Source organism: Anaerofustis stercorihominis (genome assembly GCF_005844425.1).
Classification (GTDB): Bacteria; Bacillota; Clostridia; order Eubacteriales; family Anaerofustaceae; genus Anaerofustis; species Anaerofustis butyriciformans.
Map to the genome: position 1 here is coordinate 1 of NZ_SPHL01000036.1, position 18,834 is coordinate 18,834.

An 18,834-nucleotide genomic window follows, 5' to 3' on the forward strand; every position below is an offset into this window, starting at 1 on the left:
AAGCGATAAAAAGAGTTTATCCTATGATGAATATAAAAAGTTTATAGAAAAAATAAATGTTTTTAAAAGGGATAAAATTGCAGTAGGACTTAATTTAAATAATTCTGATAACATAAATTTAATGGAGCTTATGAAAATAATTAATTTGATTTATAACAAAGATATATCTTCTTTGATAATATATTCATGTTCAAACAGATTCTTTCAAATAAATTATATTTTAAACCATTTTTTTATAATAAATAGTTAAATAATATATTTTGATATTTGAGTAAAATATATTATAATAATATGGAATATACTGAATTTAAAAATATTTCTAACATAAGATACAAAAAAAGGAGATTTTATGGAAGGGTTAATATATAAAATAGATAAATATTCTACTCAAAACGGTCCTGGTTTTAGAACGGTTGTTTATATGAAAGGATCATCTTTAAATATCCCATGGGGAGAACATCCTGAAGCTTTAAGTAAAAATATTGAAATGCTTTATGATAAAGAAAAATGTAATATGTGCTATAAATGTATAGAAGCATGTAATGAAAGAATGCTTGCAGAAGAAGAAAACAGAGTTTTTGAATGCACAAAATGTGGTAAATGTGTAGATGCTTGTCCAATGGGAGCCAGAAAACTTATAGGTGAAAGAGTTTCTGCTGATGAATTGATTGAAAGAATAATGCCGGAAATACAGTATTATAAAGCAAGCGGAGGCGGAGTTACTTTTGCCGGCGGTGAACCTATGCTTCAAGAAGAATTTTTACTTGAGGTTATAAAAAAACTTAAAGAAAAAGATATTAATGTAGCAGTTTCCACAAGCGGTTTTATAGATTATAAAATAATGGAAAAATTTATTCCTTATGTTGATTATTTTATTTATCACTTTAATTTGGTAAATAAAAAAGTACATGAAAAATATACAGGACAAAGTAATGAAATAATAATTGAAAATTTAAAGAAAGTATGTTTTATGTCTAAAGTTATTATTTCAATTACGTTTATTAATGAAGTAAATTGTAATATGAACGAATTAAAACAAATTGTCGGCTTTATGTCTAAATTAGAACTGTATGGAATTGTAATAAAAGGATATAGTAATAAAAATGAACATATGTATCGTTTGCTTGGAAAAGAGCAGAAATATACATTCCACCGTCCAGAAAAGAAAACATTAACCAATATTGGTAATTTATTTTCAAGACTTTGTGATAATATACAAGTTGTTTCTTAAAATATGACAAAGTAGTATAAATTTATTCCATAGCTTACTTGTTTTTTATAATGGGAAATATATATAATATGTGTATGATTAATGTATAATTAAAGCTAAATTTTTATATTTATACATTTGAATATTAAAAATAAAAAGAATATTAGCAGAGATTATAGTTATATCATTACAGGTTGTCAAAATGAATTTCTTTTACTATTCTTTTTATTTTCTTTTAAATTTAATTAGGAGATAGGGGATTATGGCTAAGAGTGAAAATTATAAAATTTTTGAAAAAAGATTAAAGGGAATGAATTTTAAAAGAAAAAGACTTGTATTAATTGAACAACTTGAAATGTGCGATGAAGAAATTTTGAACGAAAAAAGAGCAATTGAAAAAGAATTATCATTTTTTGAAAGTGCACTTGATTCTTTGGAAGAGATGGACAGAAATATTATTGAATCTAATTATTTTGAAAAAATGAGTATGGTTAAAATTGCACAGGAAACTAACTATGATGCAAGTGTATGTTCTAGGAAAAAGGTAAAAGCAGTTAAGCATCTTATGTATCTTATGACGGGAATAAAAGAAGATTAAAAGAAGGCCTAGCCTTCTTTTTTTTAATCTTCCATATTTAAAAGAGTATTTGCAATATTATCAAAAATTTCAAGAGCTGCTCCTGAACCATACCCACCATTTTCAATAAATACTGTCATTGAATATTTAGGATTATTATATGGGAAATATCCGCTAAACCAAGCGTGAGGAGTTTCTTTTGTATTTTCTGCTGTTCCCGTTTTTCCTGCAAGTCCACCATAATTATCAAGAGAATTATTCTTTGCAGTTCCTTTTGTACATACCATTCTTAGAGCTTTCTGCAAGGTTTTCATGGTGTTATCACTAAGCTTCATATCAAATATCTTATTTTCTTTTGTTTCTTTTATTTCTCCATTTTGAGATGTTACACTTTCCACAATATATGGGTAATTGGTTTTTCCTCCATTTGCTATGGCTGACATTATAGTATTCATCATTAGAGGTGTCGCTTGAACGTTTCCTTGTCCCAAGGCAATATTAAACGTATCTAGGTTGTTGTATATATTATCTGGAACAAATGAATAATAATCGTTATATTCTAATATAAAGTTTTTGTTTTTATTTGTTTTATCATGGACACTTCCAAATCCAAGTTCTTTTGCATAATCAATAATTTTATTTGAAGTAATGTTTCCGTTTTTATCTTTTATATTTAATCTTGTTGCAAGAGTATAAAAAACTTCATTGCATGATTTTGCAAAACCTTCTAAAACTGTTAAATCTCCGTGTCCTTCTCCCTCGTTACAATATCTTGTTACTCCGTCAATATTTATTTTACCACTACAATTAAACTCTTCATCTAAATCAACTACATTATTTTCAAGTGCAAGAGCTAATGTTAAAATTTTAAATACACTTCCGGGCTGATATGAAAGTACGTTTTTATTTAAGGTTTCATCGCTTGAATACATTGTGATTATTTCACCGGTTGTGATGTCTGTTATTACTACACTGGCACCTTTTAAGTTGTTTTTTGTTAAATATTCTTTTACATAAGATTCTGTATATTTTTGCACATGATAATCTATTGTTGTATTAATATTATAACCTTCGTTTATATGGTCGTTAACTGCTAAATAATTATTTTGGTTTATTGTTTGTCCCGTTGCATCTATTTGTGAAAGTATTTTAATTGCCTCCCCTCCGTTTAGCTGCTTATCATAATATAATTGAAGACCACTTACTCCATTTACTGCTTTGTTTGTTGTAGTGTCATCGTTTATTTGAATGTTTCCGATAAACGTTTTTCCAATGGTAAAATTTATGTTGTTTTGAATATTTAATTTTAAGTTTTCAAAAGAGCTGTTATCAGAAAAGTTTATTCCGTTTTTATCAAGTATTGCACCACGAGGGTAATAAGTTTGTATAACTGTTTCGTATTGAGATGAAAGTTTATTTATGTTATCTTTATCTTGAAACATGAAGGCTTTTATTACAAAAATTGTTAGCAGAGTAAATAAAATAATAATAAATATGGATAAAATTTTAATTCTTTCTTGTATTATTTTTTGAAACATATTATAAGTATTGCTATAATATGGTTTTTTATACTATTTTTAATGATTTTTAGAAAAAAAGTGATATAATATTTAATTATACATGACATTTAAATGTAATAAATGGGAGTTTAGATATGGAAAAACAAAGGAAGCTTGAATTAGCTACTGATTTTTATCAATTAAGCGTAAGTAACGTTTACGAAGCAAAGGGTTTTAAAGACAGAAAAGCCGTTTTTGATGTCTTTATAAGAAGAAATCCTTTTGAAGGGGGATATTCTGTTTTTGCAGGATTAGAACAAGTAATAGATTATATTAATAATTTAAAGTTTGATGATGATGACATAAAAATGTTAAAAGAAAATCATCCTGAACTAACTGATAGTTTTTTAGAATATTTAAGAAACTTTAAATTCAGCGGTGAAATATATGCAATGGAAGAAGGAGAAATATTCTTTCCTTCAGAACCTGTTTTAAGAGTAAAGACAAATTTAATTGAAGCTCAGATAATAGAAACTGCAATTTTAGCGATAATTAATCATCAAAGTTTAATTGCAACAAAAGCTTCAAGAATATGTTCTGCTGCCGGAACTTATGATCCTGTACTTGATTTTGGACTTAGAAGAGCGCATGGAACAGAAGCAGGTCTTTACGGTGCAAGAGCATGTATTATAGGCGGTTGTGTAGGAACTAGTAATGTAGAGGCTGAATATTGCTGGGATACAGTTTCTAAAGGAACTATATCTCATGCTTTTATTATGGCTTTTGATAAAGAGATAGATGCTTTTAGAGCATATGCAAAATATAATCCGGACAATTTAATACTTCTTGCGGATACTTATGATACACTTAACAGCGGTGTTAAAAATGCAATACAGGTATTTACGGAAGAAAGAGAAGCAGGAAGATTAAAAGGTGCTTATGGTATTAGACTTGACAGTGGAGATTTAACATATTTATCTGTAAAAGCAAGAGAAATGTTTGATGAAGCAGGATTTGAAAGTGCTGTTATAAGTGCATCAAATGATTTAGATGAATATATTATTTCTGATTTAAGAAATCAAGGTGCTAAGATTGGAATGTATGGAGTAGGGACAAAAATGATTACTGCAGACGGTACTAGTGCTTTGGGTGGAGTATATAAACTTGCTGCGATAGAAAGAAACGGAAAATTATCACCAAAAATAAAAGTATCTAATGATCCAATTAAGATAACAAATCCGGGATATAAGAAAGTTTTAAGATTTTATGATAATCGTACGAATATAGCTATTGCTGATTTAATAACATTAAATGATGAGATTATAGATGAAACAAAACCTTTAACAATATACCATCCTGTTCATACATGGAAGAAAAGAACTTTGGAAAATTTCCATGTAAAAGAATTATTAAAACCTATTTTTATTGATGGGAAACAGGTTTATGAGTCTCCAAAATTATCTGAAATAAGAGAAAATCATTTGGTTGCTAAGAGTACATTCTGGCCAGAATATTTAAGACTTATTAATCCAAGTGAATATCACGTAGATATTTCTGATAATTTATTTGACATTAAAAAAGACTTACTTGCATCTGTGCAAAAATAATTTTTAAGGAGTATTAAATGAATAATAAAAGAAATGTAGGTATTATATTCGGTGGTAAATCCGGAGAATATGATGTCTCTTTGTTGTCTGCATATAATGTTATAAACGGAATAGACAAAGAAAAATATGATTTAACTTTGATTGGAATATCACTTGAAGGTAAGTTTTATATTTACAAAGGTGATGTTGAAAAAATAAAAAACAATGAATGGATTGACGATAACGAAAATTTAATATCTGAATTTTCACTTTTCGATGATGAAATAATTAAAAACATAGATATAATTTTCCCTGTTCTTCATGGACAAAACGGTGAAGACGGAAGAATTCAAGGTTTATTTGAAATGATGAATAAACCATATGTTGGCTGTGAAGTAATGACTTCTGCAGTTTGTATGGATAAAGATATTGCCAAAAGAGTATTTAAAAGCGTAGATATACCTGTTGTTGACGATGTATTAGTATTTAATACGGATATTGAAAGTGATAAACTTTTAAATGAAACGATAGAAAAATGTGAAAAAAATCTTCCATATCCTATGTTTGTAAAACCTGTAAACATGGGCTCAAGTGTTGGTATTTCAAAAGCAAAGGATAGACAAGGTTTAATAGATGCTCTTAAAAAAGCCGTTCAGTTTGATACAAAAATATTGGTTGAAAAGGCAATTAATGCAAGAGAGATAGAAGTTGCTGTTCTTGGAAATTCTCATCCAGAGGCTTCTTATCCAGGAGAAATTGTTTCATGTAAAGAATTTTACGATTATGAAGCAAAATATTTATCAGGTGATGACAGCAGAATAGATATACCTGCAAAGGTTAGCGATGATATTATAGAAAAAATAAGAACTTATGCCGTTAGGGCTTTTAAAGCTGTTGGAGGAAGCGGTTTATCCAGAGTAGATTTTTTCCTTGATAAAGATAACGGAAATCTATACTTAAATGAAGTTAATACACTTCCCGGTTTTACAAATATAAGCATGTATGCAAAAATGTGGGACTATATGGGAGTTAAATATTCTGATTTAATAGATAAACTTATCGATTTAGGTTTTGAAAGATATGAAATAAAACATAAACTAACAATAAAAGAATAATAGGAGAAGGTAATGTTCGGAAAGAAAACAAGAGAAAAAGAAATTATATCATTAGTAAAAGATTCAATAAATAAATGTATAGATGAAAAATTGATAGAAATAAGTAAAGAAGATATTCCATTTATAAAAGTTGAAGTGCCAAGAGAAGAAAAATTTGGTGATTTTAGTGTTAATACTGCAATGCAACTTGCAAAAAAGGCAAGATGTAATCCTAGACTTATTGCCGAAAATATTGTAAAAAATATTGATACAAAAGATTCATATGTAAAAGATATTTCAATCGCAGGTGCTGGATTTATTAACTTTACATTAGACAATAAATGGTTATATGATGAAATGGAAAAAGTAATTTCATTAAAAGAAAAATACGGTAAAATCGTTGAAGAAAATCCGAAAACTGTTGATGTTGAATATGTAAGTGCAAATCCAACTGGTCCTCTTCATATAGGAAATGCAAGAGGTGGCGCAATAGGTGATGTTATAAGTAATATTTTTACTTGGGCAGGATATAAAGTAACAAAAGAATTTTATTTGAATGATGCCGGAAATCAAATTATAAAATTTGGTCAATCTTTACAAGCAAGATATTTACAGGCTTTAGGACATGATGTTGAGTTTCCTGAAGATGGTTATAAGGGTGACGATATAATTGAACTTGCCAAAATGCATATTGAATTATATGGAAATAAACTTGAAAACGTTGATGAAGAAGAAAGACAACATAAACTTGTTGAATTTGCTCTTGACAAGAATGTTACCAATATGGTTAATGACCTTAAAAATTATGGTATAAATTATGATGTATTTTTCAGTGAAAAAACACTTCATAATTCAGGTGCAATAACTGATGTTATTGATAAAATGAAAGAAATGGGAAGTGTATATGAAAAAGATGATGCAGTATGGTTCAAAGGTACTGATTACGGACTTGAAAAAGATGAAGTTTTAATAAGACAAAATGGGGTACCTACTTATTATGCTGCTGATATTGCATATCACTATGATAAATTGGTAAAAAGAAATATTGATTATGCAATAAACGTATGGGGCGCAGACCATCATGGACATGTTGCAAGACTTAAAAAAGCTATGGTTGCTCTTGGAGTAAGTGAAGATAGATTAGGAGTAATTTTAATGCAGCTTGTTCATCTTGTTAAAGGTGATGAACAAGTTAGAATGTCTAAGAGAAAAGGTAATATTTTTACATTATCTGACCTGGTTGATGAAGTAGGAAAAGATGCTGCAAGATTTATTTTTAACTACAATAAACCAAATACACATATGGATTTCGACCTTGATCTTGCTATTAAAAAATCAAGTGACAATCCTGTATTTTACGTTCAATATGCACATGCAAGAATTTGCAGTATTATAAGAAATATTGATAAAGAAGTAAAAATAGAAAACTTTGATTTACTTGATAAAAAAGAAGAATTAAACTTACTTAAAGTTATTGCAAACTTTAGTGATGAAATCATAAAAGCAAGCAAAGATTTAGATCCAAGTAAAATAACAAAATATGCTATGGATTTAGCTTCTGCTTTCCATTCATTCTATAATGCTCATAGAGTAATTGTAGATGATGAAAAACTGCTTAATGCGAGACTTGCTTTAGTTGTTGCAACAAGAGAAGTATTAAGTAATACTTTAAGTATCTTAGGTGTAAGTGCTCCTGAAAAAATGTAGGAGAGAGAAAATGATAGAAAAAAGTGTTGTTGATATAATCGCTGACATCAAAAAAGAAGAGAATTCAAAGATTGATAAAGAAAAACCTTTATATCACAAAAACTGCGGTGAGACGCTTATTGAAGCTCTCTCATTGAAGTATGAAATAGATATAGATACTAAAGCTTTTAAAATGCTTGCTCCTTACGGGTTTGGTCTTAATAGCGGCAAAACCTGTGGAGCTTTTGCAGGCGGAGTTGCTGCCATTGGATTAATGTTTACGGAGGATAAACCATCCACTAACGATAAAATGAAAGAAATTGTGAAAAAATGGGTTGAAATATATACCAAAAGATTTGGCTCAATAGACTGTGAATATATAAGACCAAGACATAAAGATCCTGTAAGAGGTTGTCTAAAGGTGCAAGAAGAAGCCGGGAAACTTTTTGAAGAATTTATAAAAGAATATATTTAAAAAAGCACTGCAAAGCAGTGCTTTTGTTTTACCAAATATGAAGTAAATGTTGTATTAATAAACTTACAAATGCTATTCCTACCCAACAGCAGGCTCCCATAAATATAGGTTTTGCTCCTGATTTGATAAGTTTAACGATATGTGTATTTAGTCCAATTGCTGACATAGCCATTACTATAAAGAATTTACTTAACTCTTTTATTGGGTCTGTTATTGTAGGAGATAAGTTAAATACAGTTGTTATTACTGCAGCAAGTACAAAGTAAAGAATAAAGAAAGGGAAAATTTTCTTTATGTTTACTTTATTTCCACCTTCATTTTTTTCTCTTTTTGTTCTTACAAAAGCAAGTACCAAGGTTATGGGTATAATAGCAAGAGTTCTTGTTAATTTAACTATTGTTGCTTCAGCAAGAGTATTGCTTCCATGAATTCCATCCCAAGCAGATGCTGCAGCCGTAACTGAAGATGTATCATTTATAGCTGTACCGGCAAATAAACCAAAACCTTCGTTTGAAAGTCCGAGCATTGAACCAAGTGCAGGGAATATTAAAGCTGCAATTACATTAAATAAGAATATAACGGAAATTGCTTGTGCTATTTCTTCATCATCAGCATCTATTACAGGTGCAGTTGCTGCTATTGCAGAACCACCGCATATTGACGAGCCAACACCTACAAGTGTAGATATTTTTGATGGTATTTTTAATAATTTACATAATACGTATGAAATAATAAGTGATGTTGAAATTGTAGCTATGATGATAGGTAAAGATTGTTTACCTTTCATTAAAATATCAGTTAAATTCATACCAAAGCCAAGTAAAATAACGGCATATTGAAGTATTTTTTTTGATGTAAATGTAATACCGGGTTGAAGAGTTGATTTATCTTTAATAAATAATGTTATAACCATTCCCGCAATAATTGCAAATACAGGTCCACCAACAACAGGAACAAGTTTACCAAGATACCAAGCAGGGATTGATATTATAAGACATAAAATTAAACCTTTGATGTTTTGTTTTATAAATTCCATAATTTCTCCTTTATTAAATTTAATACTTATGTATTCTATCATCTTTTATAAATAATTTAAAATTATAAATATTTATTTATATATAAAAATATGTTATAATGTGTAAAATAGATTTAAAAGGAGAACTGTAATGTTAGATTTTAGGGTAGATACTTTTTTAGAAGTTTGTAAATGCATGAATATAACAAAGGCTTCAAAAAATCTTAATATTACTCAACCTGCCGTAACTCAACATATAAAATACCTTGAAAAAAGTTATGGAGTAAAGTTATTTGGATATAAATCAAAAAAACTATATCTTACAAGAGAGGGAGAGGTATTTTTAAACTACATTACAACTCTCAAACATGATGATTTAAAACTTAGAAATGAAATATCTCATATAGATAATAAGAGTAAATTTATTATTTTTGGTGCTACGTTAACTGTAGGTGAATATTTAATGCCGGATAAATTGGATAAATATTTAAAGTTATATCCGAACACAAATATCAAGATGATTGTTGGAAATACTGATAAACTACTTAAATACTTAAATGACGGTAAAATAGATTTTGCAATTATTGAAGGGTATTTTCCTAAAAGTGAATATGAATATATTACGATATCGAATGAAAATTATGTAGGTGTATGCAGCTGTTTAAGTGATTTAAAAGATAAAGAACTTTTTCTTGAAGATTTGCTTGATTATAGACTTATAATAAGAGAAAAAGGTTCCGGAAGCAGAGAACTTATTGAAAGATACTTAGAGAGTAAAAGTGTTTTAGTTTCTGATTTTAAAAATAAAATGGAAATAAACAGCATTGATATAATAAAAAATTTCATAAAAAAAAATATGGGAATAACTTTTTTATATGAACTTGCAGTAGAAAAAGAATTAAAAAGTGAAGAGTTTTGTAAACTCAATATAAAAGATATGAAAATAGATCATGAATTTAGCTTTATTTGGAGAAAAAACAGCCAATATAGAAATTATTATAATGATATATTTGATAAATTATTAAAAAAAGAATAAAATTATTTTAAGTAATATAAGGAGATAAAATATGGAAAAATCAAGAGTAGAAATAGCAGTTGAAAAATTTAAGAATGGATATAATTGTTCACAAGCGGTTGTTTGTACATATTGTGATCTGCTTGGAGTTGATGAAGCAACTGCATTTGCTTTGGCAGAGGGGTTTGGAAGCGGTATTGCAAGAACACAGGAAACTTGCGGAAGTGTTTGTGGAATGGTAATGCTGGCAGGACTTTTAAACAGTGATAAAAATCTACAAAAACCTAAAACAAAAATTCAAACTTTAAAAATTGGCAATGAACTAATGGAAAAATTTAAAGAAATGAATACTACCGTAAAATGCAAAGAATTAAAAAATATCGGTAATGATGCTCCGCCTATAAGAAGCTGTTCAGGATGTGTTAAAGATAGCGCAATGATAGTAGAAAAATATTTATTAAAAGATATGTTTGAATAAAAGAAGTCCTTTATGGACTTTTTTTATTTAACCCTACAGGTCGTATAAAGTAGTATAAATATAGTATTAGAATAAAATAAAAAGGATATCATCTTGGGATTAGGACGAAATATAGTTATATGTAGTTTCATTTATTTTTGTTTGATTTATGCTTTTCATTATAATTTTATAAAAAAAATAAATATTTATTCTTTCTCCGTAAATATATTTCCTTATTTTTGGAAAAAAACAAACGGAGGTATTTTTTATGAAAATTTATGGTTATGTGAGAGTATCAACCAAAGAACAAAATGTTGCAAGACAGTTTGAGGCTATGAGGAAGTTTCCGGTGGAAGATAAAAATATTGTTGTTGATAAATTCAGCGGAAAAGATTTTAATCGTCCTAATTACAAAAAACTCTTAAAGAAGATGGAAAAAGGAGATGTACTTGTTGTTAAAAGCATTGATAGGCTTGGAAGAAATTATGATGAAATTTTAGAACAGTGGAGACTTTTAACAAAAGAAAGACATATAGATATTGTTGTTATTGATATGCCTTTACTTGATACAAGAGAAGGACGAGATTTAACAGGTACACTTATTGCCGATATTGTACTTCAGCTTTTAAGTTATGTTGCTCAGTCCGAAAGAGAAAATATAAAACAAAGACAAAAAGAAGGGATTATGGCAGCAAAAGCAAGAGGAGTAAAGTTTGGCAGACCTAGAATACATATTCCCGATGAATTTTTTGAGTTTTATGATTTATGGCAAAATGGTAAAATATCATCAAGGAAAGCAGCAAAACATTTAAATGTGTCATATCAAACATTTATAAGGTGGACAGACAGAATGGTAAAAGGAGATTTATTTGTATAAAAAAAGCGTCTTTAAAGACGCTTTTTATTCTTCATTATTTTCTTTATCTTCTATTATAGAAACAACAGCATTTCTGTTTAATTTTACTTTTACTCCTTCAGGATCAAGTGCAATTAATATATCTTCATCATAAACTTCTAAAATAGTTCCATAAAGGCCGCTAACTGTCATTATTTTATTACCTTTTTTAATGCTATCAAGTAGTTGTTGATGTTCTTTAAATCTTTTTTGTTGTGGTTTTATTGATGAAAAATATACTACTACAAACATAACAATAATAATAACTAGCATTGCAAAAACATTATTCATTCCCATTTTTTTTTCTCCTTGAATTGATTTTTAAATTATTCCATAATCACTTTCAAATTGGTGTTTGAACTCCAAAAATCTATCTTCCATAATGGCGTTTCTCATGTTTTCCATTAATTTCAAAGTAAAGTATAAATTGTGATAGCTTACTAACATACTTGCAAGAATTTCTTTGCATACAACTAAATGTCTTAAATAAGCTCTTGTATAGTTTCTGCAAACATAGCAGTCACATTTGTGGTCAAGAGGTGTAAAGTCTTCTTTGTATTTTGCATTTTTTAAAGTTACTCTACCGCTGCTTGTAAGGGCTGTACCGTTTCTTGCCATTCTTGTTTGTAAAACACAGTCGAACATATCTATACCGCTTTTAACACCTTCTAATAGAGCGTCAGGACTTCCTACACCCATTAAATATCTTGGTTTATCCTTTGGAAGCAGCGGAGTTGTATAATCAAGTAAGTCAAACATCATATCCATAGGTTCCCCTACGCTAAGACCTCCGATTGCATATCCAGGAAAATCAAGATCAATAAGCTGTGTTGCAGATTCTTTTCTTAAATCTTTAAACATTCCACCTTGTATAATTCCAAAAAGTCCTTGTTTTTCTGTGTTCTTATGAGCCTCTTTACATCTTTTTGCCCATCTCGTAGTCATTTCAAGAGAGTTTTTTGTATAAGTTTTATCTGCTCCATAATGTACGCATTCATCAAAAGCCATCATTATATCAGAGCCTAAATTATTTTGAATTGCCATGGATTTTTCAGGTGTAATAAAATGTCTGCTTCCATCAATATGACTTCTGAATGTTACACCTTCTTCTGTTATATCATTTGTTTTACTTAAAGAAAAAACTTGAAATCCACCGCTGTCTGTAAGGATTGGTCTATCCCAGTTCATAAACTTATGAAGACCACCGGCTTTTTTTACTATTTCATCTCCCGGTCGTAAATATAGATGATATGTGTTTCCTAAAATTATTTTTGCATCTATTTCTTTTAGACTTTCCGGAAGCATCGCTTTAACTGTAGCCCTTGTTCCTACAGGCATGAAAATAGGAGTAGGTATTTCTCCGTGAGGAGTTATTACTTTACCAACTCTTGCACCGCTTCTTTTATCTTCTTTTATTAGTTCATATTTAATTGCGCTCATATTTTATAGTTCATCCTTCTTGTTATATCCGAGAGAATTTAAAATGTTTGGTTTATCTCTCCATTCGTCTTTTACTTTAACCCATAATTTTAAATTGACTTTACAATCAAGCATTTGTTCAATTTCTTTTCTTGATTCACTGCCAATTTTCTTTAGCATATTACCGCCTTTGCCAATGATAATTCTTTTATGATTTTCTCTTTCAGTATATATGTTTGCTTCAATATCATAAATTTCCTTATCGTCTCTTTTTTTCATCTGCATTACTTCAACGGCAGTTCCATGAGGTATTTCTTCTTTAAGAGATCTTAATATTTTTTCTCTAATAAGTTCACTTACAACAAATCTTTCACTTCTGTCTGTTACCATGTCTTCAGGGAAGTACATAGGTCCATAAGGTAGATATTTTTCTATTATTGTAACTAAAGTATCGATATTTTCTCCTTTAAAAGCACTTATGGGAACAATATCTTTTATAAAGTCATATTTTTCATATAGTTTTATTTTTACAAGAATATCTTCTTTTTTTATTTTATCGATTTTATTTATTACCAAAACTACCGGTGTTTTTTCATTTTTTAATTTTTCAAGTAAGAATTCATCACCTTTTCCTATATTTAAGTCTTCTTCAACAAGGAAAAGAATTAAATCTACTTCTTTAAAAGATTCACCTGCAACTTCTACCATATAATCTGATAGTTTGCTTTTAGGTTTATGAAAGCCCGGTGTATCTATAAAAACCATTTGAGATGTATCGGTAGTTCTTATACATCTAATATTATTTCTTGTTGTTTGAGGTCTATTTGATATTATTGATATCTTTTGGCCTATAAGTGTATTAAGAAGTGTTGATTTTCCTACGTTTGTTCTTCCTATAATTGATATAAATCCGCTTTTATAATTATTGTTCATTCTTTCTTATCCCCATATTAAATGTATTATTTTAGGTATATATAGAGCTATACCCATTATTACAGCCATAAATGCTCCGATTAATACGGCACATGCTGCTGAATCTTTTGATCTTTTTGCGTTTTCATTCATTTCTTTTGTTGCACAGTTAACAGCTTCTTCTATTGCCGTATTTATGGCTTCAAGTATTATTACAAGGAATATTATAAATCCAAGTAGTAACCATTCATAGTATGAAAATTTTAATATAATTGCTCCTATGATTGCAAGAAGGGCACATGTACAATGTATCTTAAAGTTTTGTTGTGTTTTGAAATTATATTCAATTCCATGAAATGCATACTTAAAACTTTTTATTAATCTTTTTATGTTTTTCATTTCTTCTCCTTAGTCTCTTGTAAGATTTAGATTTTTCATTACTTCTTCTTCATGAAATCTCATTTCTTTTTTTTCTTCGTCATTCATGTGGTCATATCCCAAAAGATGTAAAATTGAATGAACTGTCAAGTAGCAAATTTCTCTGTCAGTACTGTGTCCAAATTCTACGGCTTGTTGTTTAGCTTTATCTATGCATAAAACAACATCGCCTAAGATTACAACTTCATCTTCAAAACCTTCTTCATCCATAGGAAAAGAAAGTACATCTGTTTCTTTATCAATATTTCTGTAATATTTGTTAAGCTCTTTTATTTCTTCACCGTCAACTATTGATACACTTACTTGAGATGGTTTTGTAAAATTTTCGTTTTTAAGTGTTTCGTTTATTGCATTTTCTATTTTTTCGTAAGTTTCCTTAGAAATTTCTTCTTTACTTCTATTATCAAAAAGTACTTCTGTTTCTATCATTACTTTACCTCATTTTCTTGATTTATTTTTTCTTGTCCTGGGTATTGAACTCTTTCATGATAAACACCTGTAAGGACTCTTAAAAATGCTTTTTTTATTGTATCAATATCCTTCATTTTTAGTGGAGAATCATCTAATTGATGGTCTGTTATTTTTTTATCAATTATTTTATCAATCATTTCTTTTATTTTTTCTTTATTCCCTGTATCCATACTTTTTACCGCAGCTTCAACTCCATCTGCAAGTAAAACAACGGAAGTTTCTATTGTTGTTGGTCTTGGACCTTCATAAGAATAAGATTTTAAATCAGGTTCATATCCTCTATCTTTTTCTTTTACATAGAAATACTGTATTAAAGTATCACCATGATGAGTTTTTATGAATTCAATAATTTCATCAGGCAACTTATATTTATTTGCCAAATATACACCGTCTCTTACATGGTTTTTTATAATCCTTACGGAAACATTTGGGTCTAAATGGTCGTGAGGATTGTTACCGTTTTGTTGATTTTCGCTGAAGAAAAGCGGTTTTTCACTTTTTCCTATATCGTGATAGTAAGCACCGACCCTGGCTAAAAGTCCGTTTGCTCCTATATCGTTGCAAGCTTCTTGAGCGAGGTTACCTACAAGAAGCGAGTGGTGATAGGTTCCTGGTGCGCCTGTTATAAGCTTTCTTATAAGTTCGTTTGTAGGACTTGACAGTTCAAGAAGTTTAAATGGTGTTAAAATATCAAATATATATTCCCAGAAAAGCATCATTCCAAGAGAGACCATTCCTGATAATAGTCCGTTTATGCCTGCATATAATATGTTATAAAACATACTTATTCCAAGTGTATTTTCAAGTACGCTGTTTATTAAAACTATAATCATATTTGATATAGAGACAATTAAAGCAGCTTTATATATTTTGCTTCTTTCTTGAACTCTTTGCATATATAGTATTCCTACAAAACCTGATAATAGAAGGAATATTAAAGCTTCTGTATTAATATCTAAAGTTACTGCTAATAGAAGGGTTATAAATACATTTGTATTTATTGCTATTCTTGGACCTATTAATATGCATAAAGTCATACTCATTATTGAGATGGGTATTAAATATATATTAAATAAACTTGCAATTTGTGATAATACTATCATTAATAAGAACTGACTTGCTATTAAAGCTAAAAGTTTATTGTTGTTATATATATGATTATGAAATATCTTTAAATAAAGAGTATATATAACCATTAAAAGTAAAATCATGGAGGCAAGACCTATTGTGGTTTTATAGTCATCAAATAAACTGATTCTTATCATTGAGCCTTCTTGTAAAACGTCTATTTGATTTTGGGTTATAGTATCACCTTTTTTAATGATTACTTCACCGGGTTCATAGGTAATATCTTCAACTGTATTTTTTGCATTAAGCTTAGCTTGCTCGGTTGCCTCTTCATTAAGAACCATATTTGCTTTTAATGCATTTTTACATACATTAATGCATGCTGTGCTTACATCAGCATTGAAAGATGAATTTTTAAAATAATTGTTTATTTTTTTATAATAAGTATTCATTTCATCGGATACTACTTCATCGTTATAAATGTTTTCTATTAAAGATATTATTTCATTTTTTATATTATCTCTTGTATTTTTATCTTGATTTATTAATGTTTGATAAGTTTCTTTTGTTAAATCAATTCCAGTTTTGCTGTTGTATACATCTATTGAGCTTTTAGTTAAATCATCTGATTTTATATCTTCAAGTTCTTTAAATAATGTGTTTATGTTTTTTGTTACCGAATCTTTAGTTCCCGGTATATAGTCATATACGTTTGGAGTTTGTTCAACGGCTTGTTCTTTTAAGCTGTTTGTAAGTTTTGTGTTAATAATTTTTCTTGGCGCAATAATATCCTCCGTAGCAACTTGTCCAACTTCTACATCGTATCTATGCGGTATAGCACTAATAAAAGATAGGAAAAAAGTTAAAATAAAGAAAATTATTGCTATGGATAATTTTACTTTTTTATTTGTTTTTACATTTTCAAAAAAAGCTGATATCTTAGTCTCTTTGTTTTTTTGTTTCATATTCTTCATAGGCTTCAATAATTCTTTGTACCAAAGGATTTCTTACGACATCTCTCTTTGTTAAATGTACAAAATCTACTCCTTCGACTTTGTTTAAAATTCTTTCTGCGTATAAAAGACCTGATTTTTTTCCACTTGGTAAATCAACTTGTGTTACATCTCCGGTTACGACTGCTTTTGATCCTTCTCCAAGTCTTGTAAGGAACATCTTCATTTGTTCTCTTGTTGTATTTTGAGCTTCGTCAAGAATAATGAAAGAGTCGTTTAAAGTTCTTCCTCTCATATATGCAAGAGGCGCTATTTCTATATTACCTCTGCTTACGTTTCTTTCATATGATTCGCTGCCCATTATATCAAATAATGCATCATATAAAGGTTTTAAATAAGGATCAATTTTTTCTTTTAAATCTCCCGGAAGAAAACCAAGACTTTCTCCTGCTTCAACAGCGGGTCTTGTCAATATTATTCTTGAAACATCACCGTTTTTTAATGCTTTTACAGCAAGAGCGACTGCAAGATAAGTTTTTCCTGTTCCTGCAGGACCTATGGAAAATACAATATCATTTCTTTTGGTTGCATTTATAAATGCACTTTGACCTATTGTTTTTGTCTTAATTGGCTTACCTTTAAATGTATAACATATTACTTGGTCAAAATTTCCAATGTCTTTTTTTTTTTCATCAATTAAATTTAGAAGATAATTAAAAGTATGATCATTTATTGCTGAGTTATCTTGTATTCTCTTTATCATACAGCTTAAGAGTTCTTTTGCTTTTGACAGATTTTTTTCATTATCACTGTTTATGTTTATTTTATTATCTCTTAATGTAATTTTAACAGAGAATTTTTCTTCAATCTCCATTAAATATTTGTCGTTGCTTCCAAACAGAGTAAGGTTGTCAAATTCGTCGCTTGGAATGTCGATTTTTGCAGTGAATTTTTCCAAATTATTCTCCTTATTGTTTTTTTATTTCTTTTTCTTCTACAATATTTTCTTTTAATTTTATTTTTGCAGTAATACTGTAGTAGTTATCTTTTGATACATCAATATTTAAATATATATCAATTATGTTATCTTTGTCAATATTTTGGGTTTTATTTAAATATTCGATGACATCATTTTCAATTTGTTCTTTATTTTTCTTCTTTAAATTCTTTATATTATACCACTTTGTTGTTGTTTGCTCTATAGGTAGAGGGATAAAAAGTAACTTAGTTTTTTTCTTTTCTTCTTTTATTTGGATATATGATTTGTCTTTGATAGTTTTTTTATAATTAAAGTTTCTATTTTTAAAAGAATAAGTGACTTCTTTTTCATACTCGTCATCTTCTTGTATTAAATATGGGTTGATTTTGATGTTGTTATAAGTGTATTTGCTTGTTATAAACACATCGCCCATAGCATGTATATAATAAGAAATAATATCACCGTCTTTTCCCTCGTAGCTTATTTCTCCACTTATAAGTAAGTCTCCCTTTTTTACTTTATCACCCTTTTTAACTTTTGTTATACCATTATAAGCAATAATACTTTCTATTTTTCCGCTTTTTGCAGCCACTATATCTACTGCTTTTGATTTATCAAATTGTTTTATTGGAGAATTTTTTTCGGTTAGTTTTATTATAGCTTTTGTTCCTTTATATTCTATTGTTACATCTGAAAGTGTATTATATGTGTTTAGAAGTTTTTTTGATATTTGTTTTTTATCTATACCATATTTATAGCATCCTTCTTTAAATCCTATATCTGTGAGAGTAGCAATAATACTGTTTGTATCAATATTTTTACTGCCTTCTATTTCTATATCCCATATGAAGAAAGAAAAAGAAAACATTACAATAAAAATTAAAAAGACACTAAAAATAAATATTTTTCTTTTTTGTAGTGTCTTTAGCAATGTATTTTTTCCGTATTCTTTTTTTATTTCAATTATATAATGAGCTTTTTTCGCTATTTTTTCTGCGCTCTTTATTTCAGATAACATTATTTTAAATGTTACGGTTGTTTTGTCTGATGTTTTTATATACCATACGGATATATTATTTATATTT

General features: G+C 28.6%; 20 protein-coding genes. 10 read left to right on the forward strand and 10 right to left on the reverse strand.

From position 1 onward, the window contains the following. The 3 genes from FGQ49_RS10410 to FGQ49_RS08480 form a co-directional block, all read left to right on the forward strand. On the forward strand, window positions 1-250 hold a 250-nt coding region (locus tag FGQ49_RS10410; protein WP_171020655.1), incomplete at its 5' end, for a hypothetical protein. Window positions 251-349: 99 nt separating this feature from the next. Next, entirely contained in the window at window positions 350-1,231 is an 882-nt protein-coding gene (locus FGQ49_RS08475) for a glycyl-radical enzyme activating protein (protein ID WP_138269438.1), read from the forward strand. Between the two features lie 241 nt (window positions 1,232-1,472). Further along, a complete protein-coding gene (locus FGQ49_RS08480; protein ID WP_138269439.1) occupies window positions 1,473-1,808 on the forward strand; it encodes a sigma-70 family RNA polymerase sigma factor in 336 nt (111 codons plus the stop codon). A 23-nt stretch (window positions 1,809-1,831) separates the two neighbouring features. Here FGQ49_RS08480 and FGQ49_RS08485 read toward each other — a convergent pair whose 3' ends face one another. After that, entirely contained in the window at window positions 1,832-3,229 is a 1,398-nt protein-coding gene (locus FGQ49_RS08485; protein ID WP_171020656.1) for a peptidoglycan D,D-transpeptidase FtsI family protein, read from the reverse strand. A 212-nt stretch (window positions 3,230-3,441) separates the two neighbouring features. Between FGQ49_RS08485 and FGQ49_RS08490 the strand changes: the two genes are divergently transcribed. The 4 genes from FGQ49_RS08490 to FGQ49_RS08505 are packed head-to-tail and all read left to right on the forward strand — an operon-like array spanning window position 3,442 to window position 8,127. Then, entirely contained in the window at window positions 3,442-4,893 is a 1,452-nt protein-coding gene (locus FGQ49_RS08490) for a nicotinate phosphoribosyltransferase (RefSeq protein ID WP_138269441.1), read from the forward strand. Between the two features lie 17 nt (window positions 4,894-4,910). Beyond that, window positions 4,911-5,987 carry a D-alanine--D-alanine ligase family protein gene (locus tag FGQ49_RS08495; RefSeq protein WP_138269442.1) on the forward strand — a complete coding sequence of 359 codons (1,077 nt, stop codon included), beginning with the start codon at window positions 4,911-4,913 and terminating at the stop codon, window positions 5,985-5,987. A 12-nt stretch (window positions 5,988-5,999) separates the two neighbouring features. After that, a complete protein-coding gene (argS, locus tag FGQ49_RS08500; protein WP_138269443.1) occupies window positions 6,000-7,673 on the forward strand; it encodes an arginine--tRNA ligase in 1,674 nt (557 codons plus the stop codon). Between the two features lie 10 nt (window positions 7,674-7,683). Further along, on the forward strand, window positions 7,684-8,127 hold the full coding sequence (locus FGQ49_RS08505; protein ID WP_138269444.1) for a C-GCAxxG-C-C family protein: 444 nt from the start codon (window positions 7,684-7,686) through the stop codon (window positions 8,125-8,127). 28 nt (window positions 8,128-8,155) lie between these two features. On the opposite strand, the gene FGQ49_RS08510 is transcribed toward FGQ49_RS08505, so the two are convergent. Further along, window positions 8,156-9,163, reverse strand: a complete 1,008-nt coding sequence (locus FGQ49_RS08510) for a YeiH family protein (protein ID WP_138269445.1) — start codon at window positions 9,161-9,163, stop codon at window positions 8,156-8,158. 130 nt (window positions 9,164-9,293) lie between these two features. Between FGQ49_RS08510 and FGQ49_RS08515 the strand changes: the two genes are divergently transcribed. From FGQ49_RS08515 to FGQ49_RS08525, 3 genes are all read left to right on the forward strand, one after another. Then, the gene (locus tag FGQ49_RS08515) at window positions 9,294-10,178 is read left to right on the forward strand and encodes a LysR substrate-binding domain-containing protein (protein WP_138269446.1); all 885 of its coding nucleotides are present in this window, start codon (window positions 9,294-9,296) and stop codon (window positions 10,176-10,178) included. 31 nt (window positions 10,179-10,209) lie between these two features. Beyond that, window positions 10,210-10,635 (forward strand): C-GCAxxG-C-C family protein, encoded by a 426-nt coding sequence (locus tag FGQ49_RS08520; protein ID WP_138269447.1) that lies wholly within the window; start codon window positions 10,210-10,212, stop codon window positions 10,633-10,635. 247 nt (window positions 10,636-10,882) lie between these two features. Continuing rightward, entirely contained in the window at window positions 10,883-11,491 is a 609-nt protein-coding gene (locus FGQ49_RS08525) for a recombinase family protein (RefSeq protein WP_138269448.1), read from the forward strand. 24 nt (window positions 11,492-11,515) lie between these two features. Here FGQ49_RS08525 and yajC read toward each other — a convergent pair whose 3' ends face one another. From yajC to FGQ49_RS08565, 8 genes are all read right to left on the reverse strand, one after another. After that, window positions 11,516-11,806 (reverse strand): preprotein translocase subunit YajC, encoded by a 291-nt coding sequence (gene yajC / locus FGQ49_RS08530; RefSeq protein WP_138269449.1) that lies wholly within the window; start codon window positions 11,804-11,806, stop codon window positions 11,516-11,518. Window positions 11,807-11,830: 24 nt separating this feature from the next. Next, window positions 11,831-12,949: a tRNA guanosine(34) transglycosylase Tgt gene (tgt, locus tag FGQ49_RS08535; RefSeq protein WP_138269450.1), complete on the reverse strand. Its 1,119-nt coding sequence runs from the start codon at window positions 12,947-12,949 to the stop codon at window positions 11,831-11,833. 3 nt (window positions 12,950-12,952) lie between these two features. Beyond that, window positions 12,953-13,861 (reverse strand): GTPase Era, encoded by a 909-nt coding sequence (era, locus tag FGQ49_RS08540; protein ID WP_138269451.1) that lies wholly within the window; start codon window positions 13,859-13,861, stop codon window positions 12,953-12,955. 6 nt (window positions 13,862-13,867) lie between these two features. Beyond that, window positions 13,868-14,239: a diacylglycerol kinase family protein gene (locus tag FGQ49_RS08545; protein ID WP_138269452.1), complete on the reverse strand. Its 372-nt coding sequence runs from the start codon at window positions 14,237-14,239 to the stop codon at window positions 13,868-13,870. Window positions 14,240-14,248: 9 nt separating this feature from the next. Further along, window positions 14,249-14,707, reverse strand: coding sequence for an rRNA maturation RNase YbeY (ybeY, locus tag FGQ49_RS08550; RefSeq protein WP_138269453.1), 459 nt, complete (start codon window positions 14,705-14,707; stop codon window positions 14,249-14,251). After that, a complete protein-coding gene (locus FGQ49_RS08555) occupies window positions 14,707-16,782 on the reverse strand; it encodes an HD family phosphohydrolase (RefSeq protein WP_171020657.1) in 2,076 nt (691 codons plus the stop codon). The genes ybeY and FGQ49_RS08555 overlap by 1 nt, the downstream gene beginning before the upstream one ends. Beyond that, window positions 16,757-17,644: a PhoH family protein gene (locus tag FGQ49_RS08560; RefSeq protein WP_138269455.1), complete on the reverse strand. Its 888-nt coding sequence runs from the start codon at window positions 17,642-17,644 to the stop codon at window positions 16,757-16,759. The genes FGQ49_RS08555 and FGQ49_RS08560 overlap by 26 nt, the downstream gene beginning before the upstream one ends. A gap of 94 nt (window positions 17,645-17,738) precedes the next feature. Beyond that, the coding region (locus FGQ49_RS08565) for a sporulation protein YqfD (protein WP_171020658.1) at window positions 17,739-18,834 on the reverse strand (1,096 nt) is incomplete at its 5' end.